Origin of the sequence: Rhizobium albus, assembly GCA_030160035.1 — a bacterium.
GTDB lineage: Bacteria > Pseudomonadota > Alphaproteobacteria > Rhizobiales > Rhizobiaceae > Georhizobium > Georhizobium albus.
Map to the genome: position 1 here is coordinate 77,435 of BSNO01000001.1, position 18,673 is coordinate 96,107.

General features: G+C 64.1%; 12 protein-coding genes. 3 read left to right on the top strand and 9 right to left on the bottom strand.

The genetic code is table 11. From position 1 onward, the window contains the following. Positions 1-14 precede the first annotated feature (14 nt). The 5 genes from QQL76_RS00375 to gpmI all read right to left on the bottom strand — a co-directional run bounded on the left by QQL76_RS00375 (position 15) and on the right by gpmI (position 7,456). Positions 15-803: a glucose 1-dehydrogenase gene (locus QQL76_RS00375; protein ID WP_499205885.1), complete on the bottom strand. Its 789-nt coding sequence runs from the start codon at positions 801-803 to the stop codon at positions 15-17. A 164-nt stretch (positions 804-967) separates the two neighbouring features. Next, on the bottom strand, positions 968-2,854 hold the full coding sequence (locus tag QQL76_RS00380; protein WP_499205886.1) for a sigma-54-dependent Fis family transcriptional regulator: 1,887 nt from the start codon (positions 2,852-2,854) through the stop codon (positions 968-970). Positions 2,855-2,952: 98 nt separating this feature from the next. Beyond that, a complete protein-coding gene (locus QQL76_RS00385; protein ID WP_499205887.1) occupies positions 2,953-4,572 on the bottom strand; it encodes a GMC family oxidoreductase in 1,620 nt (539 codons plus the stop codon). A gap of 29 nt (positions 4,573-4,601) precedes the next feature. Further along, the gene (locus tag QQL76_RS00390) at positions 4,602-5,819 is read right to left on the bottom strand and encodes an acyl-CoA dehydrogenase family protein (RefSeq protein WP_499205888.1); all 1,218 of its coding nucleotides are present in this window, start codon (positions 5,817-5,819) and stop codon (positions 4,602-4,604) included. Positions 5,820-5,929: 110 nt separating this feature from the next. After that, entirely contained in the window at positions 5,930-7,456 is a 1,527-nt protein-coding gene (gene gpmI, locus QQL76_RS00395; RefSeq protein ID WP_499205889.1) for a 2,3-bisphosphoglycerate-independent phosphoglycerate mutase, read from the bottom strand. A 247-nt stretch (positions 7,457-7,703) separates the two neighbouring features. On the opposite strand from gpmI, the gene QQL76_RS00400 reads away from it, so the two are divergent. The 3 genes from QQL76_RS00400 to QQL76_RS00410 all read left to right on the top strand — a co-directional run bounded on the left by QQL76_RS00400 (position 7,704) and on the right by QQL76_RS00410 (position 11,776). Beyond that, positions 7,704-8,540, top strand: a complete 837-nt coding sequence (locus QQL76_RS00400; RefSeq protein WP_499205890.1) for a universal stress protein — start codon at positions 7,704-7,706, stop codon at positions 8,538-8,540. Between the two features lie 11 nt (positions 8,541-8,551). Further along, positions 8,552-10,852, top strand: coding sequence for a heavy metal translocating P-type ATPase (locus QQL76_RS00405; RefSeq protein WP_499205891.1), 2,301 nt, complete (start codon positions 8,552-8,554; stop codon positions 10,850-10,852). 87 nt (positions 10,853-10,939) lie between these two features. Next, complete coding sequence (locus QQL76_RS00410) at positions 10,940-11,776, top strand: universal stress protein (RefSeq protein WP_499205892.1); 837 nt, start codon at positions 10,940-10,942, stop codon at positions 11,774-11,776. A 32-nt stretch (positions 11,777-11,808) separates the two neighbouring features. Here QQL76_RS00410 and QQL76_RS00415 read toward each other — a convergent pair whose 3' ends face one another. From QQL76_RS00415 to QQL76_RS00430, 4 genes are all read right to left on the bottom strand, one after another. After that, the gene (locus tag QQL76_RS00415; protein ID WP_499205893.1) at positions 11,809-12,429 is read right to left on the bottom strand and encodes a Crp/Fnr family transcriptional regulator; all 621 of its coding nucleotides are present in this window, start codon (positions 12,427-12,429) and stop codon (positions 11,809-11,811) included. A 139-nt stretch (positions 12,430-12,568) separates the two neighbouring features. Further along, a complete protein-coding gene (locus QQL76_RS00420; RefSeq protein ID WP_499205894.1) occupies positions 12,569-13,792 on the bottom strand; it encodes a glycoside hydrolase family 18 protein in 1,224 nt (407 codons plus the stop codon). A 2-nt stretch (positions 13,793-13,794) separates the two neighbouring features. Beyond that, positions 13,795-15,156 carry a polysaccharide biosynthesis/export family protein gene (locus QQL76_RS00425; protein ID WP_499205895.1) on the bottom strand — a complete coding sequence of 454 codons (1,362 nt, stop codon included), beginning with the start codon at positions 15,154-15,156 and terminating at the stop codon, positions 13,795-13,797. 37 nt (positions 15,157-15,193) lie between these two features. Further along, complete coding sequence (locus tag QQL76_RS00430; RefSeq protein WP_499205896.1) at positions 15,194-18,604, bottom strand: polysaccharide deacetylase family protein; 3,411 nt, start codon at positions 18,602-18,604, stop codon at positions 15,194-15,196. Positions 18,605-18,673 lie beyond the last annotated feature (69 nt).

An 18,673-nucleotide genomic window follows, 5' to 3' on the forward strand; every position in this document is an offset into this window, starting at 1 on the left:
TCTTCTCCCGACGCTCAGACCAGCACCATGCCGCCGTCCACGACGAGCGACTGGCCGGTCATGTAATCGGAGGCAGAGGATGCGAGGAAACGACTGACGCCGACCAGATCGTCGGAATGGGACGGCCGGCCCAGCAGAATGCCGGAGGAGAAGTTCTCGAAGGCCTCGTTGTCCCTGCTGGTCAGGCCTTCATCCTTGAAGCCCTTGTCGATCAGTTTCCACATGTCGGTGGCGACCACGCCGGGACAGATCGCATTGACGCAGATTCCGTCGCCGCCAAATGCGCGGGCGGCCGCCTGCGTCAAGGCGACAACGGCAAACTTGCTTGCGCAGTAATGGGCGAGGGGCTCGTAGCCCTGCTTGCCGGCAATGGAGGCGGTGTTGACGATCTTGCCGCCGCCGCCTTGGCTCTTCATCTGGCGAACGGCTTCCTGTATGCCGATCAGCACACCGAGGCCGTTGACGTCCATGACCTTGTGCCAATCGTCTTCGGTGATATCGAGAAACGGCTTCACCTGCGCGATGCCGGCATTGTTGAACATGACGTCGAGCCGGCCGTATTTTTCGACCGTTGCGGCAATCATCGCGCGCACGCTCTCCCGGCTTGTCACATCGACCTCAAGCGCAACGGCCTTGCCGCCTGCGCCATTTATGCTGTCCGCGACCTTGCCGGCGAGATCGTGCTGAATATCCGCCACCACCACGCGAGCGCCGGCATCCGCCAGACCACGCACCATGGCCTCGCCAATGCCGCGGCCGGATCCGGTGACGATGATGGAACGGTCTTTCAGGCTGTCCTGCATGTCTTTCCTCCTCATTTGCTCCCGAAGAGGTGGTGAGCAAGCACCATGCCAAGAGGCACACATCGCTGGATCGCCCACGAAACGGTGCCTTCGCTGCTTTCAGCGACACGCAGGCGTGAGCCGATGCAACAGGGAAGCTGCAACAGGTGTTGCAGCTGTTGCAATCAGCGGTTCAAACGACGGTGGATCGTGGAGCGGTTGACACCGAGCTTGCGGGCGAGTGCGGAAATGTTGTTGTCGCAGGCCTGCAGCGCGGTGCGCAGTGCGTCGGCGTCGGATGTCTTTGGTGAATGTGGCAGTCGATCCGGCTGCAGGTGGTCAGGAAGGCAGTCCGGCCCGATCAAGCCGCCATCGGAAAGCGCGGCGGCGACCTTCAGCGTGTTGGTGAGTTCGCGCAGGTTTCCAGGCCAGTCATGGCGGCGAAGGGCGTCGAGGGTCGCCGGCTGGAGACGGTAGGTCTCGGCATTGTCGCGGCCAATGCGCACAAGGATCTGATCCAAGAGGGCCGCGAAATCCTGGCGCTCCTTCAAGGGTGGCAGCCGCAGCGTCGCCGCGTTGATGCGGTAGAAGAGGTCGGCGCGGAAGCGGCCCGCATCGATCAACGACTGCAGCGGCTGGTGGGAGGCGGACACGAGCTTGAAGCGCACCGGGCGTGGCTTGAGGGCGCCGACTGGCACCACTTCGCCCTCCGAAAGCACACGCAGGAACCGGCTCTGCAGCGCAAGCGGCATGTCGCCGATCTCGTCGAGGAAGAGTGTGCCGCCGCTTGCGGCTTCGATCAGGCCGGTCTTGCCTTTCGGGGCAGCGCCGGTGAATGCGCCCGGCGCATAGCCGAAGAGCTCGGATTCGATCAGGTGTTCGGGGATGGCCGCGCAGTTTACCGCAACGAACGGGCCGCCATCGCTGCGGCTGTCATGGAGTGCACGTGCGAGATATTCCTTGCCGGTGCCGGTCTCGCCCTGGATCAGGATGGCGATGTCTCGACCGGCAAGCTTGGCGGCCTTTGCCTGCACCGCTTCCATGGTGGGATCGCCCAACGAGAGGTCGCGCAACGCGCGCGGTACCGGTTCTTGTGCTTTCGAGAGTATCCCGCCCGCTTGGCGCGAGGTGACGACGGGCGCAAGCGAGCTTGCGAAGAACACTGCACCGTCATGGGCGCGCAGCATGCGCTCGCCACCCGTCTTGCCGCGCATGAAGCGGGGCAGATCATCGATCTCCATCTCGAAGAAGCTGTCGATCTTCTCGCCGATCAGGTCGCTCGCCGAAAAGCCGGTGAGCTTCATGGTGCGCGCGAGTGCATTGAAGCCGCCATGGGTCAGTCCCGTCACGCGGCCAGCGCCGTCGAGCGCGATGGCCGCATCGGGATCGACATCGAGGAAATCCGGCGAGCGGGAGAGCCGCAGCACCCAATCGTTGCGGGTGCGCGCCATGAGATTGGCGAACTCGATGCGTCTCGCCGTCGCCGAAACGAGATGGAGGGCCAGTTGCTGGCTCGCCTTTGCCGTGGGTGAGCGCAGTTGCGAGATATCGAGTACGGCCGTCAGGTCGCCGAGCGTGTCGAAGATCGGCGCTGCGGTGCAGGTGAGGCCGATGTGGCTCGTGTCGAAATGATCGTCCTGGTGGATGATCACCGGTTCGCCGGAGACGATGCAGGCCCCAACCGCGCAGGTGCCGGCGCGGTTTTCTGACCATTCCGAACCCAGATAAAGGCCGGCCTTGCGCAGCTGGTTGTCGAAGGTCGGGTCGCCCATGAAATCGACGGTGACGCCGCGCGCGTCGGACAGGAGAAGCACATAGTGCTGCTCCGCGATCTGGTTGAACAGCGTTTCGAGCCCCGAGCGGCCGATGCGGATCAGTTCCTCGGCCTGCTCGCGGTGTTCCTTCAGCGTCGTTTCGGGAACGATGTAGGCTTCCTGGGCGCTTGCGGGATCGAGCTGGTAATCGTGGACGCAGCGCAGCCATGACTGGACGACCGGCGTATCGCGGCCGCTCGCCTGGCCGCCAAGAGCCACGCGCTCAATCTCCTTGATGTGCGACAGCGTCGACACCATGGCCTATCCTCCCGGCCGGGATGCTGGCACAGCGCGGGGCAGGCGACAAGCGCTCTAACGGATAGTTGATGCAGTGAGACTTCTTCTCGCTGCGCGCGTCAGCGGCGATCCTCGAGGATCATGGCGGCGCCCTTTCCGGCGATCATGATTGTCGGCGAATTGGTGTTGCCGGAGGTGATCGTCGGCATGATGGAGGCGTCGATGACGCGCAGGCGATCGATCCCGCGCACGCGTAGGCGTTCGTCGACGACCGCTTGCGGATCATCCGCCAGGCCCATGCGGGCGGTGCCGACGGGGTGGAAAATCGTCGTGCCGAGGTCGCCCGCCGCCACGAGCATGTCTTCCTCGGATTTGATGTGCGCACCCGGCTTGTGCTCTTCGGGCCTGTAGGGCGCCATGGCCGGCTGGCCGACGATGCGGCGCGCCCATTTGAGCGAATCCACCGCGACGCGGCGATCCTCCTCGGTCGAGAGGTAGTTGGGACGGATGTCGGGCGCGTTCGCCGCTTCCGGTCCGGAGATATGGATGGAGCCACGGCTCGAGGGTCGGAGATTGCAGACGCTTGCGGTGAACGCGTCGAAGGCATGCAGGCCCTCGCCCCAAACATCCAGCGACAGCGGCTGGAAATGGAATTCGAGATTGGCCGTCTCGTATTCAGGGCTCGAGCGCACGAAAGCCCCCATCTGCGATGGCGCCATGGTGAGCGGCCCGCGGCGGCGCAGCGCGTAGTCCACGCCCATCAGCGCGCGGCGGAAGAGTTTTGCATAGTCGCCGTTCAAGGTGCGGATACCGGTCACCTTGTAGATGGGACGGATCTGCAGATGATCCTGCAGATTTGTGCCGACTCCCGGCAGATCAACGATCGGCTCGATCCCGTGCGCGCTGAGCACCGCGCCCGATCCGATGCCCGATCGTTCCAAAATGCCGGGGGAAGCGACCGCACCGGCGGAGAGAATGATTTCGCCGGTCGCGCGGGCGATCACCCGGCGTCCGTTCTGGATATAGGAGATCGTCGCCGCACGGCCGTTCTCGATGCCGACCTTCTCCACCAGCGCGCCGGTTTTGACGATCAGGTTCTGCCGCTTGAGCGCAGGGCGGAGAAAGCCGCGGGAAGCACTCCAGCGGCGGCCGCGCTTCTGGTTCACCTGAAAATAGGACGAGCCGGAATTGTCGCCAGAATTGAAGTCGTCGATCTTGGCGATGCCCGCCTGCTCCGCGGCGTCGCGCAGTCGGTCGAGGATCGGCCAGCTGATGCGGGGCTTTTCTACGCGCCATTCGCCGCCCTGCGCGTGATAGCAGTTCGGCGGCGCTTCGTGGTCTTCATGCTTCATGAAATAGGGCAGCACGTCGTCCCAGCCCCAGCCGGTGAGGCCCATCTGGCGCCAGCCATCGTAGTCGCGCGCCTGGCCGCGCATGTAGATCATGGCGTTGATGGCCGACGAGCCGCCGAGGACCTTACCGCGCGGGTAGGCGAGGCTGCGTCCGTTCAGCCCCGGCTCGGCTGCCGTCTTGAACAGCCAGTCGGCGCGCGGATTGCCGATGGCGAAGAGGTAGCCGACGGGGATGTGGAACCAGATCCAGTTGTCACGACCGCCGCCTTCGAGCAGCAGCACGCGGTTGCGCGGATCGGCCGAGAGCCTGTTTGCAAGCACGCAGCCGGCCGAGCCGGCACCGGCGATGATGTAATCGAACTGGCCGTCGTAACGCGTTTCCTCCACGCGGTTCTTCCCCTTGCGTTCGCCTTAGCTTACGAATTTCGCAATTGTTCGTCCGGCCACTGCCAGAAGGTGCGTTCCTCTTTCTCCAAGAAGCGGCTCAGCACCATCTTGTGGACCTCGTCGGCACCATCGACCAGCCGCGCCTGGCGGGCGTAGCGGTAGATCCATTCCAGAACCGTGTCCTTGGAATAGCCACGCGCGCCGTTGATCTGGATTGCGACATCGGCAGCGTCATGCAGGAGATTGGCGACGTGCACCTTCGCCATGGAAACCTCCTTGCGAGCGTAACTGCCTTGGTCGAGCTCCCATGCGGCCTTCATCACGAGAAGACGGCCGATCTCGATGCGCATGGCGAGGTCGCCCAGCATCATCTGCACGCTTTCGCGCTTTGCCAGAAGCTCGCCGAAGGCGTGGCGTTCGGAGGCGTAGGCGCGGGCGATCTCAACGCAACGCTTCGAAAGGCCGAGCCAGCGCATGCAATGGGTCAGACGTGCGGGTCCGAGCCGGATCTGGGTGACCTTCAGGCCGTCACCTTCGCCCATCAGCACGTCTTCGACAGGCACTTCCAGGCCGTCGAACACCAGCTCGCAATGGCCGCCATGTTCTTCCGGCCCCATGATGTCGATGCGGCGCTCGATCCGCCAGCCCGGTTGATCCTTGTGGAACATGAACGCCGTCAGGCCACGGCGCGGGTCGTCGGAGGTGCGCGCCATCAGGATGAAGTGGCTCGCCTCGGCAGCGCCCGTGATGTACCATTTGCGGCCTGAAATGACGTAGCGATCGCCCTTCTTCTCCGCCTTGGTCAGCATCATCGATGGGTCGGACCCGCTGCCGGGCGCGGGCTCGGTCATCGCGAAGGCAGAGCGTACCGCGCCGCTGACGATCGGGTCGAGCCAGCGCTTCTTCTGCTCAGGCGTCGCGACAGCTTCGAGAACCATCATGTTGCCATCGTCGGGGGCCGCCGAATTGAAGATGACAGGCCCGAAGATCGACCGGTTCATCTCCTCGTAGCAGACCGCCATGCCGACCTTGCCGAGGCCGCGGCCGCCGGTCTCCTGCTTCAGCTGCAGACACCAGAGGCCTTCGGCGCGGGCTTTCGCGCGAAGTTCATCGGCAAGATCGATGCGGATGTTCTCGTGCGCGTCATAGGAAGCCCGGTCGGCCTCGAGTGGCAGAATGTGGGTTTCGACGAAGCGGGCGATGCGCTCCCGGTAATCGGCAATCTCGCGCGGCAGATGAAAGTCCATGCATGCTCCTCCAGTCGGACGGATGCTCCCACACCCGGCCTCGACGCTCTGGATAGCGACCTATGGCGCTGGCTCCAACCCCGGCTTTCGGCGAGGACGCACCCCTGCACTCAATCTTGACGCGTGATCAGCGATTGGCCCGTCATGGCGGCGGGTTGGGGAATGCCGGCCATGGCGAGGATCGTGGGTGCGACGTCGGCGAGAATGCCGTCTCGGATGCTGCATTTTCCAGGCATGCGTACGATCACCGGCACTGGGTTCAGCGTGTGGGCCGTGTGCGGTTGACCGGTGACGACGTCGATCATCTCTTCGCAATTGCCGTGATCGGCGATGACCAAAAGCTGGCCACCAACGCGGTCGAGCGCCGCGCAGACACGGCCGATCGCGTGGTCCACGGTTTCGACAGCCTTGATGGCGGCGTCGATGATGCCGGTGTGGCCGACCATGTCGGGGTTGGCATAGTTGATGACGATGACATCGAAGCGATTGCTGTCGATCGCGCTCACCAGCCGGTCGGTCAATTCGTGCGCCGACATTTCAGGCTGCTTGTCATAGGTCGCGACTGCCGGCGATGCGACGAGGATCCGGTCTTCGCCTTCGAACGGCGTCTCAAGACCACCGTTCAGGAAGTAGGTGACGTGCGGGTACTTCTCGGTCTCTGCCATGTGCAGCTGCTGCAGACCCGCCTTGGAGACCGTTTCAGCCAGGCCGTCTTCCAGCGTCTGCGGCGCAAAAAGCGGGTGAACCAGCGGATCGAGTTCGCTGCCATAGGATACCATGCCGATGGTCGACGAGAACGAGATGGGACGCTTGCGTTCGAAGCCATCGAAATCCGGGTCGGTGAGTGCGCTCAGAATCTGGCGCGCGCGGTCGGCGCGGAAGTTGAAGAAGATCAGCCCGTCGCCGTCGCGCATTCCGGCATAGTCGCCGATCACGGTCGGCAGGATGAATTCATCCGTCAGGCCCCGAGCCGTTGCCGTTTCGATGGCGTCGCTGGCAGAGACCGCGTGCTCGCCTTCGGCTTCGACCATGGCGCCGTACGCCTTCCCGACGCGCTCCCAACGGCGGTCGCGATCCATGGCATAATAGCGGCCGCTGACGGTCACGACCCGGGCGCCGGCCGGAAGTTCGGCCTCGAATGTCGCAAGAAAATCGCGCGCCGAAGCCGGTGGCGTGTCGCGGCCATCGGTGAAGGCGTGGATCAGAACCTCAAGACCCACCTCGGTGAGGATACGGGCGAGCGCCACGGCATGGTGCATATGCGCATGAACGCCGCCATCGGAAACGAGGCCAGCGAGGTGGCATCGCCCGCCGGATGTCTTGGTCTTCTCAAGAATGCCGCTCGCCACGACGGCCCGCTTAAGCTCTCCATCAGCGATTGCCGTATCGATGCGGGGCAGCGTCTGCATCACGATGCGACCGGCGCCGATATTGAGGTGGCCAACCTCGGAATTGCCCATCTGGCCTTCGGGGAGGCCGACGGCCGGACCGAACGTCGTCAGCGTCGCATGGGGGCACGTGGCGCGCAGCTTGTCGAAATTGGGTGTGCTGGCCAGCGCGACGGCATTGCCGGTCGTCTCGGCGCGCTCGCCCCAGCCATCGAGGATCATGAGAAGTGTGGGCTTTGCGCGCTGCATGATCGGCATCCTCTGGTCCAGGTCGTTCATCCGCTTCATGCGCGATGAGACGGCATGAAGCGCTGATGCCGCCCCGCGGAGCAGATGTCAAACACTAGCGCATGCGCAGCCGCGAGCTTGATAAAGAGCAAGCCGGCGTCGGTCGCCTGGCGGCGCCAATGCCAAATCTTGATCGTGATCAAGAGGCGCTGTCCGTCGCAATGCTAGCGTGCAGCTGAAACTGCATGTCAGCCAGCAGGCGACTTTCATGAAATCCGGCGTCCTCCTCTGCTTCATCGAAGAGAATGGCCCTTCGGCGCTTCTGGAGAACGCGATCGCCATGGGGCAGGACGATGGTCTTCATTTGCGTTGTGTCGTGGTTGCAGATGCACCTTTGATGCCGATCGGCACGCGCCGCCCGGAGACGTGGCAGCACTGGAAAGAAGCCCAGAAGCAGGTCAAGGCGGCGCTGGACCATCGAGTGGCCAGCGTCTCGGCGCAGTTGCAGCGTCATGACGTTGAGGGCGAGGTGCTGCATCTCATGATCGAGGGCAACACCATCGCCGATGTGGCGGGCCTCTACGCGCGCTACGCCGACATCACCATCGCCGCATCGCCGAAGAAGGCGTCCAGCAGGTTTCACCGCGAGATTCTGGAGGGGCTGATCTTCCGCAGCGGGCGGCCTTTTCTGCTGGTGCCAGAAACGTCGTCGGCGACATTGAAACCAAGACGCGTCCTGATCGGCTGGAATGGCTCGATCCCGGCTGCACGGGCGCTGACGGCATCGCTCGAAATGCTGGCAAGTGCCGAGGCCGTGACAGTCTGCATGATCGATCCCGTCGCGCGCGAATGGGCGAATGGCGAAGAACCCGGCTTCGACATCGCCGTCTATCTCGCGCATCACGGCGTTCGCGCAGATGTCGAGATTGTCGATTCCAGGGGACAGGATGCCGGCCTCGTCTTACTCGACAAAGCCCGCGAAGAGGGTGCCGACCTGCTCGTGATGGGTGCGTATGGCCATTCGCGGCTGGTGGAATGGATCATCGGAGGCAGCACGCGGGAGGTGCTGGCGGCAGCACATCTGCCGGTCCTGTTTGCCCATTGAACGGCTATTCGGTGCGTTCTCGACCGGCGCAATTCGTCGATAAGCTCATTTCACCGAAGGTGCATCGCGTTATCGCGGCGCTGGCCATCATTTCGCTTGGCGCAGGCTTCGGACTCTGGCTCGCCGACGCACAGACCGTTGCGCATCAAGTCTGGATGGCTGGCACAGTTCCGGCGATCGCACTGCTCGGCCTCGTCATCATCCGATCGATCCTTGAAGGGCGGGTGGGTGTGGATGGGGTGGCGCTGATCGCCATGGGGGCAGCCCTCGTTCTCGGTGAGCCGTTGGCGGGCCTGATCGTCGCGATCATGTATACGGGCGGTACGCTTCTGGAAGCCTATGCGACGGGCCGGGCCGAGCGGGATCTCAAGCGCCTGGAGGATCGGGCGCCACGGGTTGCGCATCGGGTCGTGGATGGACAGGTCGAGACGGTGCCGGTCGGCTCTGTCGCAGTCGGCGATCTCCTGACGGTGCGCGCGGGGGAGATCGTCCCGGTCGATGGTATCGTCGAGGGCGAAGCCTTGGTCGACGAGGCGGCGGTGACGGGCGAGCCTTATGCGGTTGCCAAGACGTCGGGGCAGGCCGTCAGAAGCGGCACTGTCAATGCTGGCGAAGCTTTCCAGTTTCGAGCGACGGCCATCTCAGAAGAGAGCACCTATGCCGGCATCGTGCGGATGGTGCGCGCGGCCGGTGAAGCACGGGCGCCGTTCATTCGAATGGCGGACCGATATGCCGTGCTTTTCCTGCCATTCACGTTGATCGTGGCGGGTGGAGCCTGGGCGATCTCGTCGGATCCCGTCCGCGCGTTGGCGGTTCTCGTCGTCGCCACGCCATGCCCGCTGATCATCGCCGCGCCCGTAGCCTTCGTTGCCGGCATATCGCGGGCCGCGCGGCGCGGCATCCTCATCAAAGGCGGCGCGGTGGTGGAAGCGCTGGCGGACGTGCAGTCTGCAATCTTCGACAAGACCGGAACGCTGACGCTCGGCGGCGCGCGGATCGTGGCTATCGAAACGGCGCCGGGGGTTGATCCTGACGCCGTTCTGCAGCTGGCTGCATCGCTCGAACAGGCGTCGCGTCACAGTCTGGCAACGACGATCGTGGAGACGGCCCGCGTGCGCGGATTGCCATTGGTCCATCCCGGTCAGGTTAAAGAATATCGCGGCTCCGGTCTCGAAGGCGTGGTGGGCGATGTTGCCGTCAAGGCAGGCAGCCTCTCGGTGGTGCATGCCGGCGAAGACCTTCCGCAATGGGCCGAAGTTGCGCTGCGCCGTGCCCGGTGGCGGTCCGCGCTCACGGTCTTTGTAACCGTCGATGGCAAGCTGAGTGGCTGTTTGCTGCTGGCAGATGAATTGCGTACCGAAGCGCCTGGAGCGCTTTCGAGCCTCCGGGCGCTTGGCATTCGTCCGCTGACCATGCTGACCGGCGATGATCCGGATACGGCGGCAATGCTGGCCTCGGGCCTGCCGCTCGATGCCGTCCAGGCTCGTTGCACGCCCGCCGACAAGATCGAGGCGGTTCGCCAGCGGCAGGCGGCAGGCTCGGTTGCCATGATCGGCGATGGGATCAACGATGCTCCGGCGCTCGCGGCGGCCAATGTCGGCATCGCCATGGGTGCGCGCGGCGCAAATGCCTCGACCGAGGCCGCCGACGTGGTACTTCTGGTGGAAAATCTAAACCGCGCGCCGGAGGCCATTGCGATCGCGCGGCGCACCCGGCGGATCGCTTCGCAAAGCGTCATCGGCGGGCTCGGTCTTTCCGTCATCGCGATGGGCTTTGCGGCACTTGGCCATCTGCCGCCCGTGGCCGGTGCGCTGATCCAGGAAGCGATCGACGTGGTCGTCATTGCGAACGCGCTTCGGGCGCTGTCTGGCGCACCCGGGCGGCTCCTGCGCATGGAAAGCGACGATGTGAGCGCGGTCGCCCATGCGCATGCATCGATCAGCCAGGCACTCGCCACATTGCAGGCGCTGGCCGATCGGCTTGAAACCGCAAGCGGCAGCGATGCGGCAGCGCTGATCGGGGAAGCAAGCGCGGTCGTCGACCGCGTTATCCTCGTTCATGAGCGTGAAGACGACCGCGTTCGATATCCCGCACTCTTGTCGTCGCCGCATCACGCTGCCCTGCTCACTTCGCTCGGTTATGCGCATAGTGAGATCATGCGGATCGCTGGTCTGCTGTCGATGATGACCCGCGACCTGGATGAGCGCGCGCCCGACCCGTCGCTGGCTCGCGACGCACAGCGGGCGATCGAGCGCCTGGTCGTCCTCGTTCAACTGCACAACCGACAGGAAGATGCCATCGCCGGCGATTGAAAGTTGCCGGAAGTTGATCTTGCGCAAGGTGCCCCGGGTCCGACCGGTCTATGCACGATACGCGGCTGTGACCAAGGAGATGCGACCGTGACCTTCAAGACAGTGCTGAACATCGTCGGCCATGAGCAGGGCGACGGCGACATCAAGCTTGCGATGGACCTGTGCGAGAGCGCCGACGCGCATCTCAGCCTGCTGGTGATGGGCATCGCCGCGCCGCCTCCGATCGGGGACTACGCCTCGGTAATCTCTGACGCGTGGCTCGAGGAACGCCAGGCGGATATGGAGCGGCTTGGCGAACGCGCGGAGGAAATCGAGGCTCTCGTGGCGCTGCGCGGCGTTTCTGCCGATCTCAGCTCCGAATATGTGGAGACGGCGGCTGCCGACGACGTTGCGGGGCTTCGCGCACGCTACTGCGACGTTGCGGTCATGGGGCCGGACCTTTTGGCAACCCATCACCTCAAATACCGTGTTGCGAACGGCGTGCTCTTTCACGCGCAGCGGCCCCTGCTCCTGATGCCGGCGGGCGTGCCCGTGACGCTTTCCCCGAAGCGCATCGTCATCGGCTGGAATTCGACGCTCGAATCAGCGCGTGCCGTGCGCGAGGCCTTGGACATGATCGATGGAGCCGATGACGTTCGGGTGGTGCTGGTCGATCCGAAAACCTCCGATCGGGCGAATGGGCCGGAGCCTGGGGCAGATATCGCCGCCTATCTGGCGCGTCACGGCGCCAAGGTCACAGTCGAGCGGTTGCCAAGCGGTGGCGAGATGGCGGGCGCCATCCTGATGCAACACGCCCGGGACGTCTCTGCCGACATGCTGGTTCTCGGCGCATACGGGCACTCGCGTTTACGCCAACGCATGTTTGGCGGTGTCACAAGCATGATGCTCGACGCGCCTGAACTGCCGACCTTTCTGGCGCGCTAGGGAGCCTCTGCGGCTAGTCGGTAAAATCCCGTCTAATCGAAGTCGGGACCGAGACCGGCACGACGCTTCAGCTGATCAGGTTCCAGAATGATGACGTTGTGCGGCCCGGTGGCGTCGATGACGCGGTCGGACCGCAAGCGCTTCAGTCCCCGGCACACCGTCTCGACGGTTAGGCCGAGATGATCCGCGATGTCGACGCGTGACATGTCGAGCCGCACCCTGCTGCCGCGGCTTATTGGACCGTTAAGCCTACCAGCCAGCCTGACAAGGAAATAGCTGATGCCTTCATCCGCATCCTTGTGGAGATGCATCAGTGTCTCGGCCTGGATATCCCAGGGTTCCCGATCGAGCGCAGCCTTTACCGCTTCGGCCTGGTCGGCTGGCAGATGCGAAAGCTCCACGCGGTGCACCCGGCGCAACCGGCATTCCTGAAGGGCCTCGGCGGTCAGGAGCCGCATGCCGTCATGGGAGAGGCTGAAAACGCCGTTGCCGACGACGAAGCTCGCAATCATGCGCTTGCCGTTCGGCTGGATGTGGGAGAGCGCGATCAGCCCGCTTTCCAGAAGGTGGATGTCGCTGCCGGGATCGCCTTCCACGAATAGTGCTCGACCCGCTGCGAGCGTCTCCGAACGATGCGCGGAAAATGCGCTCAAGAGGGGGCTCGCCGGCTCCTGATGCAATCGGGGCGGCGGGTCCATGTGGTGATCGAGCCCAGCCGGATGTGGCGGTCCAGCCGTCCTCTTGATTTGTCTGAGATGGATTTGCACGGGTCTGTCCTCGCGTCCTGTGAAATCAATGTGTCTTGCTGAGCGCCTCTCCAACCGCATCGAGCAGCGTGCCGTCATCCGACCCAAGTTCCCACAGGATCACGCCGGCATGGCCCTGACGGCGGGCGAACTCGGTCTTCGCGGCCACGGAGCGGGCGTTGTCGTAGCAAATCCAAACGCCCTCGGCAGCGTTGTAGAGGTAAGGCACCTCCGCTTGCTCGTTCCAGAACACCTGGAAGCCCTGTTGGAGCGGTCGAGCGGCGACAAGGTCCCTGTAGGCGATGCCGTCGCCGCTCCAGATGTCGGTGCCGGCGGGATCGCCGGGCCGGAGCAAGCCATCGCCTGACCCCGAAACCTGCGAGAATGCGCGCCCATAGAACGGAATTCCAACCGCAAGCTTGGAGGCGGCAACCCCGGCTGCCTGCCAGGCTGCCATGCTGGCCGCGATGTTCGCGTCGGACTTTGGATCGCCGGGGATCGGCGCAAGCGGCGCGTTGAAATTGGTGACCGTCGCGCCAGCGTGATAGTCGTAGGTCATGACGTTGATGCGGTCGACGTGGTCCGCGAGATCCTGCGGATAGGTCAATGCGATCATGCCGGGGGAGGCCGCAACGGCGACGGTGAGTTCCAGCGCATCGCCATCGCTGAATCCATCCAGCGCTTCGCGAATGCTTGCGAGCAGCAGGGACAGGTTTTCGCGATCGGCCGGCGTTCCTTCCTCGAGACCCCCGGCGACGGGGTACTCCCAGTCGATGTCGACACCATCGAAGAGGCCGGGATAGGGACGGAAGAACACGTCGAGGATCGATTGTGCAAAGCGCGCCCTGCCGTCTGCCGTGGAGGCCAGGCTGCTGAAGGGCGCCGATCCGGTCCAGCCTCCAAACGCCACGAGGATCTTCAGCTGCGGATGCGCCTGTTTCAAAGCGTGGAGGCGCTGAAAGGTGCCTGCGACCGGAATGCCGATCGTTGATGCGTCGATCGGTTGCGGCTCGCCGTCGCAAGCATCGATCTCCGAGCAGGGATCGGCCAGTGCCGCCTCTCCATCCTCGTCGATCGCGCCAAACGCGTAGATGATGTGCGTCAGCTTGTCGGCAGCGAGGTCATCGAACAGTTCGGGTCGATCGGCAGCGCTCCACCATGACAGATAGCCGGCGACGGTGAAGTCCTCCGCGCGTGCCGTGACAGCCGAAGCCGCAGCGAGCAGCATGGCTGCTGCCATAATGCTGACGAGATGCCGCCGCCGCGCCATCGTCACAGTCCTGCCGTCTGGCGCTCGTCCTTGGCGCTGATGATGTTGAGCATGTCTCCCGGATGCATCTCGGTGAAACTGTGCGCCGGCAGGTGCTCGAGGCCATCCGGCGTGCGCCGTACGATCTCCATGCGCATGTGACCCTCGCCCTCCGCAAAGGTGGCTGTATCGAGCGTCGCCACGCGCGCGAGCACCTGAGCGAGGCTCGACCGCGTCGCTTCTTCCTGGGCGGCGGTTGCGCGCAGGGTCTGCAGCTCGCGCTCGACCGCGATCTGTTGTGCGATCTCGTCGTCACGCTCCTGGAGCTGGACTTCGGTGATGTTGCGCTCAAGCCGCGTCATCGCTGCGCGCAGTTCGTTCCAGGCCGCGCGGGCATTGGACAGTTCGCTCCGTGCCACATGCACATTCTGGTCGGTCGTCGCTCCACGTCGCCGCAATTCGTTGAGCACGTCGACCCGCTGGATCTTTTCCATCATGGTCTCTTCGGCATCCGCGATGCTCTGCTCGATGAGCGCACGTTCGGCGGAGAGTGACGTCAGCATGGTGGCGCGTGCCGCACGGCGGGCTTCGACGCCGTTTCGCTCCAGATCCCGCAATGCGAAAGCTTCCGCCCGCAGATCTTCCGCAGCGCGTGGACCGGCGACATTGCGCAGCTGTTCAACGAGCCGCGAACTGCTGCGGTGCGTTTCGTCCGTCAGCACGGAGGCGCGGGCCAGGACGCCCTTCAGCCGAGACTCTGCTTGGCGGACGCGCTCCCGTTCGCGCACCAGATCGAGTTGACGCCACTGATCGCCATCGACGCGGTCGCTCGCTCCGGCAAGCGCAAGCGCGTGCAGCACCGTCATGCCAGGAACGTAGGGAAAATGTCCCGGCTGCGGGATCGCGCCCGCCACATAGACCGGCTCGCGCGCGGTCAGCTGGATCGCCACCGCGACCTCGCCATTGAAGAGGTCCTTGAACTGCTTCTTCAGCGTGTCTTCCAGTTGCGGGCTCGTCAGCATCGCGGTCTGAACGGGTCCAATCAACGGCAGGAAGATGAATCCATCCTGCTGGATGATGTACTCGCCTGTCAGCTCCGAGCGTTCGACGAGCGCAGAGAGAACGCCGGCGTCGACGCCAGCCATATCCTCGCCGAAGCGCTCGAAAAAGGTGATGCGCAGCGTGTCGCCGATCGCGAACGCCGTGCGGGCCTGTACGGTCGACGGGGGAAGTGTGGCTTGCTCGGTCGCGGGGTGCAGCACCAGGTCTTCAGCCGAGATGACAGGCGCTGGCGCAAGGGCCAGACATGTCAGGGCGGCCCCGGCGAGAAGCCGTGCAAGCGACGAAGGCCTTTGAAGAAAGCGATCTGAGTTCGGAGAATGCATCGGTCTCATTCCTTTTATCGCGGTGGCCGTGAAGCGTTCAGGTCAGGGGCTGCATGACGCGGCCGGTGCGCACCAATTTGCCCCAGCCGACGAAGGTGCCCTTCAGCGCTGCCAGCAGCGCCCGAATGGCGGTGATGTAGAGAAGTTGGCGGTAGGTGATGCGCTGCAGCAGCGCCAGGAAAACGGTATCGAGCGTGACGCGCCCGCCGCCGAGACGGACGCCGATGGCAGCTGCAGTGAGGTCGAGCGTCTGGAACCCGATCCAGAACGCTGCAAGCAGTTGCAGCGTAGGCGCGTCGATCGGCTCCGCCGACAGCAAGAGAGATGTGGCTGTTGCGACAAGCAGCAGGAGGAGTGCTGCGTCCATGATCGGCGCAATCAGCGTGAAGAGGAACTGGAGGATGATGTTGGGCAGTGTGACAAGCGATATGCCGCTTGGCCGCGCCGCCATGGCGCCCTTGTGCTTCCAGGCGATCTGCAGCGTTCCGAAGAGCCAGCGAAACCGCTGCTTGAGGAACGGGCGCAGAGTCTCCGGCGCCTCGGTCAGGGCCACCGCATCGAGGGCATTGACGATTTTCCAGCCCTTGCGCTGGAGAGCGACGGTCAGGTCGCCATCCTCGGCGAGCGTGTCGGTGGAGTAGCCACCCACCTCCACGATTGCCGTGCGGCGCCAGGCCCCGATGGCGCCTGGCACCACGCCGATTGCACCGAAATATTCGAAGGCGGAGCGTTCCAGTCCCTGGCCGATGAGATATTCGAGTGCCTGGAAACGCGTGAGAAGATTGATCGTGTTGCCGACCACGACCTTGCCCGCGACCGCGCCGATCCGCTCGTCGGCAAACGGGCGAATGAGATGCTCCACGGCGTCGGGCAGAAGCACGGTGTCTCCGTCGATGGCAACCAGCACGTCTTCGCGGGACATGGCGATGCCGTAGTTGAGGGCCGCCGCCTTGCCCCCATTCTCCTTGCGGAAGACACGCACGCGGGAATTGCCGGCGAAGGTCTCCCGCACGACGTCGCTCGTGCGGTCGCTGGAGCCGTCGTCGATCACGGTGATGGTCAGGCGCTCGCCGAGCGTCGATGCCAGCAGCCCTGCCACCGTCTTTGCAATGACCTTTTCCTCGTTGAAGGCCGGCACGAGCACAGCGACGCTGCCGGCAAAGGGCGGTCGTATTGCCTGACGTTGCCTGCGCTTGTGCTGGAGGAATGCCGCCGCAATGATGAATGTGAGACGGGCCGTTCCGATAATAGCGGCCGAAATGGCAATCAATGCGAGGACGCCGCTGAACCGGGCACCCACGGCCATCGCGGTTGCGCGAATATGGCTGCCGGCACGATTGGCGAAGGTCTCGGGCACATAGGGCTGGATCAGCGCTTCTTGTGGAACGCCAACAAGTTCATGGGTGGATACGAAGCGATAGCCCTCGGCCGTCAGCGTATCGATGATCTTGGGCAGCGCTTCGAGGGTCCCGCGTCGATCCCCGCCGGAATCGTGCAGCAGCACGACCTGGCCTTTACCGTCTCTGACGTCGTCGATCACGCGCTGTGCAAGTTGATCGCCGGTCCAGACGAAGTAGTCGAACGCATCGATGTCGAGGCCGCCGAAGAGATAGCCGAGCCGGGTTGCCTCACTGTAGAGAGCCGGAACGCCTTCCAGGTAATCGTAACCGGCCATCGCATAGGGCGGGCGGAAAAGCACCGATCGAACGCCAAGTTCGGATTCGAACGCGCGCTGCGTCGCGGTCAATTCGGCTGCGATGCGCTCGGCGCCGCTTTGGAAGAGATTGGGGTGCAGGAAGGAGTGGTTGCCGACATCGTGGCCTTCGGCCAGCATGCGCTGCGCGATCGCGGGGTCGCTCATCACCTTGCTGCCGATCATGTAGAAGGTGGCGCGGGCGCCGCGTTCCTTCAGGATGTCCAGAATCTGCGGCGTGAACACCGCATCGGGTCCATCATCGAAGGTCAAGGCGATCGCTTTGGGATCTGCCGGGAACCAGGCGGCGAACTCCGTCTGGCGAGGAATGTCGGGCATGGTTTCACCAACGATCAGTCCGAGGCTTTCATTGAAGGTGAGACCGCGGGTGCCGGTCGTTCCCGGCGCTGCCGAGAGAAGCACGCCCTTGGCCTGCTCGAATGCGCCATAGCCAGGGTCCGTCGTGGTCAATGCGGCACGTGTCTCGGCGTTGGGGATCAGGCCTTTGGCGAGGAAGCGCCACACCCCCGGATCATCCATGCCGAGCCGCCAGATCGCGATCCCTGCGGGAGTGTTGGCAAGAGCGACGCTTGCCTGATTGAAGACGGTAGCAGCATCCAGCATCCACACGGAGCGCGCCGTGCCACCGGCATCCGTGTAATCGAAGGTCGCGTTCAGCGAGGCCGGATCCATGCGCAGTGCCGCTCCGCTGGCAGCTAAGCGATCCCAAGCCATTTGTACCGACACCAGTTCGCTGGTGCCGTGGGCCTTCCAGTCATAGGCGAAGGAGCCGATCGACATGATCAACTTCTCGCGCGGCAGCACGCGCGTGACCTTCGCCAGATAATCCTCGAACCATCCCTGGCTTGCCGTGGGGCCGGAGCGATGGCGCTCACCAGTGTTGTCGTGCGCCTGGACCAAGACATAGTCGGTCGCCGACGAGACGCTTGCGATTTCAGCCATCGATGCGCCCACCGGGGCAATGAAGATGACCTTTCGGCTGGTGGGCTGCAGCGCTTGCCGCAGCATGGCGATGAATAAGCGCGTGTCGCGGTGACCGGCCGGCAGGGCTTCGGAAAAGTCGAGCGCGATACCGGCAGCGCCGAGCGTGTCCAGTTGAGCGCCGATGCGCTCGACCAGGTCCTGTCGTGTTCGCGCAGAGGCGAAGTAGCGGAGCATGTCGCTGGTTGAGGCTTCCGCTTTCAGCAGCGGATAGAGCGCGAGATCCGGCGCGTTCTGCTTGATCCACGGCAGTGTCGGGCTTTCCGTTAAAGAGCTGACGATCTCTGGCCGGCCGCCAGCCGCTCGCAGGCTCAGCCATTCCGGGATGATGCCGTCCAGCCGGTCGGCATTGCGCATCAACGAGACGAAGGCGCCGGTATCCTCTTCTGCCAGAAACGCGAGGCGGAGCGCCTGGCGTCCGGCTTCGCCGACCCGCCGGTTTCGCGTCGCGACCAGCGCGGGCTCGTTTTTGTCGTGCACCAGTTTGCCGGTCTCGCGGGCCTTCAGCTCGGGATGAAATCCGATCAGTTCGCGGAGCGTTGGAGCATTGACGATGCCGTAGGCGACCACGGCGAGGCCGGTGCACAGGGTGAAGACCAAAGCAAGCATGACGGCGTTGGCGAAGAGCGCCCGGCGACCGGAGACGTCGAAGAATATGTGGCCGGCTCTGTGGGTGGTTTCGCTAGTTTCTACGGATGGTACCGTCGCTGCGGGCACGGCATTGCGCTCTTCACTTTGGCCATCATCTGCCATGTTCCCAGCCTCGTAGGCACGCGCCAGCAATCGACCCAGCAATTGCGCGGTCAGCTTTAACGATCAGCA

Excerpts from the sequence above, each read along its gene's own strand:
- QQL76_RS00400 (WP_499205890.1), top strand. The coding sequence starts at position 7,704 with ATGAAATCCGGCGTCCTCCTCTGCTTCATCGAAGAGAATGGCCCTTCG.
- QQL76_RS00380 (WP_499205886.1), bottom strand. The coding sequence starts at position 2,854 with ATGGTGTCGACGCTGTCGCACATCAAGGAGATTGAGCGCGTGGCTCTT.
- QQL76_RS00390 (WP_499205888.1), bottom strand. The coding sequence starts at position 5,819 with ATGGACTTTCATCTGCCGCGCGAGATTGCCGATTACCGGGAGCGCATC.
- QQL76_RS00430 (WP_499205896.1), bottom strand. The coding sequence starts at position 18,604 with ATGGCAGATGATGGCCAAAGTGAAGAGCGCAATGCCGTGCCCGCAGCG.
- QQL76_RS00375 (WP_499205885.1), bottom strand. The coding sequence starts at position 803 with ATGCAGGACAGCCTGAAAGACCGTTCCATCATCGTCACCGGATCCGGC.
- QQL76_RS00425 (WP_499205895.1), bottom strand. The coding sequence starts at position 15,156 with ATGCATTCTCCGAACTCAGATCGCTTTCTTCAAAGGCCTTCGTCGCTT.
- QQL76_RS00420 (WP_499205894.1), bottom strand. The coding sequence starts at position 13,792 with ATGGCGCGGCGGCGGCATCTCGTCAGCATTATGGCAGCAGCCATGCTG.
- gpmI (WP_499205889.1), bottom strand. The coding sequence starts at position 7,456 with ATGCAGCGCGCAAAGCCCACACTTCTCATGATCCTCGATGGCTGGGGC.